4 protein-coding genes and 1 pseudogene are annotated in these 4,722 nt (G+C 38.6%); 2 read left to right on the forward strand and 3 right to left on the reverse strand.

From position 1 onward, the window contains the following. Positions 1-858, reverse strand: an 858-nt coding sequence (locus ACT3RN_RS14515; RefSeq protein WP_444518748.1) for an AAA family ATPase, incomplete at its 3' end; no start/stop codon positions are given. A gap of 286 nt (positions 859-1,144) precedes the next feature. Between ACT3RN_RS14515 and ACT3RN_RS14520 the strand changes: the two are divergent. After that, positions 1,145-1,246, forward strand: a pseudogene (locus tag ACT3RN_RS14520) (transposase); the annotation flags it as partial. 610 nt (positions 1,247-1,856) lie between these two features. Here the strand turns inward: ACT3RN_RS14520 and ACT3RN_RS14525 are convergent. Continuing rightward, positions 1,857-3,473, reverse strand: coding sequence for an NAD(P)/FAD-dependent oxidoreductase (locus tag ACT3RN_RS14525; RefSeq protein WP_192520654.1), 1,617 nt, complete (start codon positions 3,471-3,473; stop codon positions 1,857-1,859). A 253-nt stretch (positions 3,474-3,726) separates the two neighbouring features. Between ACT3RN_RS14525 and ACT3RN_RS14530 the strand changes: the two genes are divergently transcribed. Then, a complete protein-coding gene (locus ACT3RN_RS14530) occupies positions 3,727-4,446 on the forward strand; it encodes a 3'-5' exonuclease (protein WP_192520653.1) in 720 nt (239 codons plus the stop codon). A 198-nt stretch (positions 4,447-4,644) separates the two neighbouring features. Here the strand turns inward: ACT3RN_RS14530 and ACT3RN_RS14535 are convergent. Beyond that, a partial coding sequence (locus ACT3RN_RS14535) for a hypothetical protein (RefSeq protein ID WP_444518749.1) occupies positions 4,645-4,722 on the reverse strand: 78 nt, incomplete at its 5' end.

Genomic DNA, 4,722 nt, shown 5'->3' on the forward strand with positions numbered 1-4,722 from the left:
AAAGTCAGATAGTTCTTTTACATCGAATCCTAGAAACTTTAAAAGACATAAGTTCCCATAATCATAATATTCATCATCTAACAAACCACTCTCTGACCTTTTGTATAAATGATCTAGGTTAATTAATGGTTTTACTTTTGAGTAATTATTGAAAAGAATAAAAACTGGCATTCTTGCATCCAGAGTGTCAAGGACTAGATCGGACGATTCACCAATCTTTGCTTTGGCTCTTAATTCTTCATGTCTCTTTTCTTCTTTAGTATTGTCTTCTTCAATAAGAGCATAATAATTATCTAAAAAGCTAACCAAAGAACGGGATCTATCTCCTGATATCTCAGTAGAGTCTACCCATTCATTAACGATTGCATTTAAAATATTACTTGGCTTCTTCATTTGTTCATCTGGGTCTTCAACAAAATATTGCTTATCCAGATGTGATGCTAACCTTAATAAACCGCCTCTGATGTCTGAAAAATATATGGCTGACGGCCCATTTTCTATAGAGTGATAACTTTGATTATCAATAGCTCTTTCTACTTTATATATACAATCATGGAATGGCTTTGGAATAAGAGCTTTATCAGCTTCGTCTAGTTTGAACCAACCTGTTACTACAATGGTATCTTCAGCTAATACTCTTCCAGAACTAATATCATTATATTTTGAGCGTGGATAATCTCTTAATATATCAAATCCAGCTACTTCATCAGGTTTATTTAACTGTTGCAAAGCTCTTAGTACAACTGTTTTTCCTGCTTCATTAGGGCCAACCATTATTGTTTTTAGGTCTTCAATTTCAAATTCACCAGTATCAATAATGCTGCGATAGTTTTGAATTCGAGCTTTACTTAACTTCATATTTTTTCCTCACAATTTTATATAGATATATTCGTATTTCTCTTTCGCTATAATACCATTCAAACCATCAATTCCACTGCTAAGATAAATTTCTCTGATATCTGTCCGTTTGTCGCCCCTGCGTAAGGGGAAATTAACTATTCTATCTGCTTCTCTAAATATTGCTTATCATATAGGTTTAGCTTTAATCATATAACGGAGCTTATGGTAAATGATTTTAGAGAGGAAAAGGGAGCTTCCTAGAAACTGTGTAACTGCTTATAATCCACTAACAGGAGAGTAAGCAATGACTAACCAAACCGACCTTAGAAAACTGGCTTAACAAATAGCTAGCAGCATTAACAGCTTCGATGATATCAAAGACTTTCAGAAGCAACTCATGCAATCCTTATAGATCAAATTATAAATTATGCAAAATTTCTTGAACCAACATGTATTTTATATAGTGTATATTATATATATAAAAAATTTTTCTCCTACCAAACCTTACTCTATATACTTTATACATTATTTATATACTATCTACTAGATATAACGCATAGGTGACTTAGAAAGACAAGCGTCATAACTTTGAAAGCAAAAAAGACTTCATCACCGCTCAGGTGACTTAGAAATTGTCGAACGTGTTGAAGTGATTGCAAATCTCCTTCATCACCGCTCAGGTGACTTAGAAATTGTCTTTGTCATACAGCCACATATAACCTCTCTTCATCACCGCTCAGGTGACTTAGAAAAAGACCAATGGGTGTGGGCGTGGCGGTATTGACTTCATCACCGCTCAGGTGACTTAGAAAACTAGGGTGTGTCATCAAGTAGATGATGAAGCTTAAAATGAGAAAAATTGTAGATAAACAAGAAAGCAATTGCCGTTAATATGAACATATTGACAAAATTTCTGACGATGTTTAGCAAAATTCAGCCATTTTAAGGCCACTAAATGTATTAATTAATGACACGCCCTAGGACAACCCCCAATATTTAATCACCTAAAGCCGCTCTTAATCTATATTCAATATTGATTTCGCCACAGCTTCAGCCACTTTGATACCATCAATTCCCGCTGACAATATGCCACCTGCATAACCAGCGCCCTCGCCTGCAGGGAATAGTCCTTTGGTATTAATGCTTTGGAGATCTTTATTACGTTTAATGCTGATTGGTGACGATGTTCTGGTTTCTACACCCGTTAGTAAACCATCGTCAGATGCAAAGCCTTTGATTTTTCTATTAAACGCTGGAATGGCTTCACGTATGGCATCCACGGCAAAATCAGGTAACGCTTTGCTTAGGTCCGTTAAGGTAATACCTGGAGTGTAAGACGGCTTCACATCACCGAGTTCTGAGTCTGGTTTGCCTTTTAAGAAATCGCCAATGGTTTGCGCTGGTGCATTGTAGTCTTTGCCACCTAACTCAAACGCTAAGGTCTCTAGTTGTCTTTGTAAGTCGATACCAGCAAGAGGATGGTTTGGGTAATCTCGCTCTGGGTCGATACCCACAACAATTGCGCTGTTGGCGTTACGCTCGTTCCTTGAATATTGGCTCATACCATTGGTGACAACACGGCCTTCTTCTGAAGTTGCAGCAACGACGGTGCCACCTGGGCACATACAGAAGCTATAAACAGAACGACCGTTTTTACAATGATGAACCAGTTTGTAATCCGCAGCACCAAGTATTTCGTTTCCAGCATTATCACCAAAGCGTGCTTGGTCGATGGCTGACTGCTTATGTTCAATCCTAAAGCCAATTGAGAAAGGCTTTGCTTCAACATACACGCCTTTATCATGGATCATTTGAAAGGTATCACGGGCACTATGACCAACAGCAAGAACAACGTGATTGCTGTTTAACCGTTCGCCATTGTGTAAGGTAACGCCTGTGATTTGCTCGTCTTTGATATGGATATCATCGACACGAGTAGCAAAACGAATTTCGCCACCGAGTTCTATAATCTCAGCACGCATTTTTTCTACCATGCTGACTAGTTTGTAAGTACCTATGTGCGGTTTGCTAACAAATAAAATCTCCTCTGGCGCGCCAGCTTTAACAAATTCCGTCATGACTTTACGGCCATAATGATTTGGATCTTTTACTTGGCTATACAGTTTACCGTCGGAGAAAGTACCCGCTCCGCCCTCACCGAATTGTACGTTAGATTCTGTGTTCAATTTACGCTGACGCCAAAAGCCAAAGGTATCTTTGGTGCGTTGTCTTACTTCGTTACCGCGTTCAATGATAATGGGTTTAAAACCCATTTGAGCAAGCGTGAGTCCTACTAATAAACCACAGGGACCAAAACCAATAATGATAGGACGCTCAGTTAAGTCTTCTGGTGCTTGACCAACATATTTGTAGCTGGTATCTGGTGTTGGTCTAACATGGTTGTCTGACTCAAATTGCACCAGTAAATCATTGGTCAAATCCGAGTCGGTCAGCGTGACATCTAGCGTATAAATTAATTGGATATTTCTTTTATTACGAGCATCATAACCACGTTTAAACATCACAAATGATGCCATCTGCTCAGCAGAAATTTTAAGCTTGGTCGTTATCGCAGTCGTTAGATCTTCAGGTGCATGATTTAATGGCAATTTAATTTCAGTTAAACGTATCATTGGTTACTCATAAACTCGTGTAGAAAACAGTCTCGCATTTTACTGGTACTGATACAAATAAGCGAATAAATATTCTACTTATACAGGATAAATTTACGGATTTGACGGCAGGAGCATATTTACTAATTGATGATAAGTAGTACATCTAAGCAGGTTAACGCTGCAATACTTTTATGATGGAGTAACTATAGACTGCTATAATACAAGCATTTATATTAGACCACTGAGCTCCTCACATTTATCAAGGCCCATTATGACCACTTATATACTCGACACAGAAACCACAGGGCTTGTTGAGCCGCACATGACTGAAGCCGCCTACTCTATTGTGAATATCAACAATGGCAAGGTAGAGGTACTACAAGAGCCAAGATCCAAGCGTTTTAACCCTCTGAAAGAAATCAGCTTGGGCTCTATGGCAGTGTCACATATATGTGAAGAAGATATCATGAATGAGCCTCCTCATACAGACTTTAGACTGCCCAGTAGTGTTGAGTATTTGATTGGTCATAATATTGATTTTGATATGGCCGTTCTAAAAAATGCAGGCGTGACACATACGCCTAAGCTGATATGCACCAATGCGATGGCTAACTATCTGCTACCTACGCTAGAAAGCCATAAGCTGGTCTCTCTTCTCTACCTCTTTCATCGAGATATCGCACGTGAGCAAGCAAAACATGCACATGCTGCTGTTTATGATATTTACTTCACTCAGTTGGTACTGGGTAGTCTGATTGATTTAGCCAATAGCCAAGGCCATGTCATCACTGATGCAGAGAGCTTATATGAGTTTAGCCAAATGGCACGCATACCCACGCATTTCAGTTTTGGCAAATATAAAGGTGAGGCTATTGCAAAGTTGGCAACCCATTCCGATGGAGCTGGATATCTAAAATGGATGCTCAAGCAAGACAGTATTGACCCTTATTTGGCTGAGGCTTGTCAGCAGGCTCTAGATACAGCTGGCTAAATCATAAGTGAGCGTATTTTAGTTTGAGATATAAAAAAAGCTGCAATACGTTTTTGTATTGCAGCTTTTAATACATATGATACAACCTAACTTAACATTTAGAGCATGTTCTCAATCTAAACGATAAATATTAAGTGAAGATGCGCCCTAATTGATGACACACCCCAAATAACTGATTCAGAATCATGCTTAAACGACTTATAGACAACATGAGCAATTGCGTTTGGTTTTAGACATTTTACCAATACCAGGGTTAAAGCTGTTGGTTGGGTCTAA

Source organism: Psychrobacter sp. AOP5-GZ1-6, from assembly GCF_052376345.1.
Classification (GTDB): domain Bacteria; phylum Pseudomonadota; class Gammaproteobacteria; order Pseudomonadales; family Moraxellaceae; genus Psychrobacter.

Bases quoted from the DNA above. Each gene is read 5' to 3' on its own strand.
- ACT3RN_RS14525 (WP_192520654.1), bottom strand. From the start codon at position 3,473: ATGATACGTTTAACTGAAATTAAATTGCCATTAAATCATGCACCTGAA.
- ACT3RN_RS14530 (WP_192520653.1), top strand. From the start codon at position 3,727: ATGACCACTTATATACTCGACACAGAAACCACAGGGCTTGTTGAGCCG.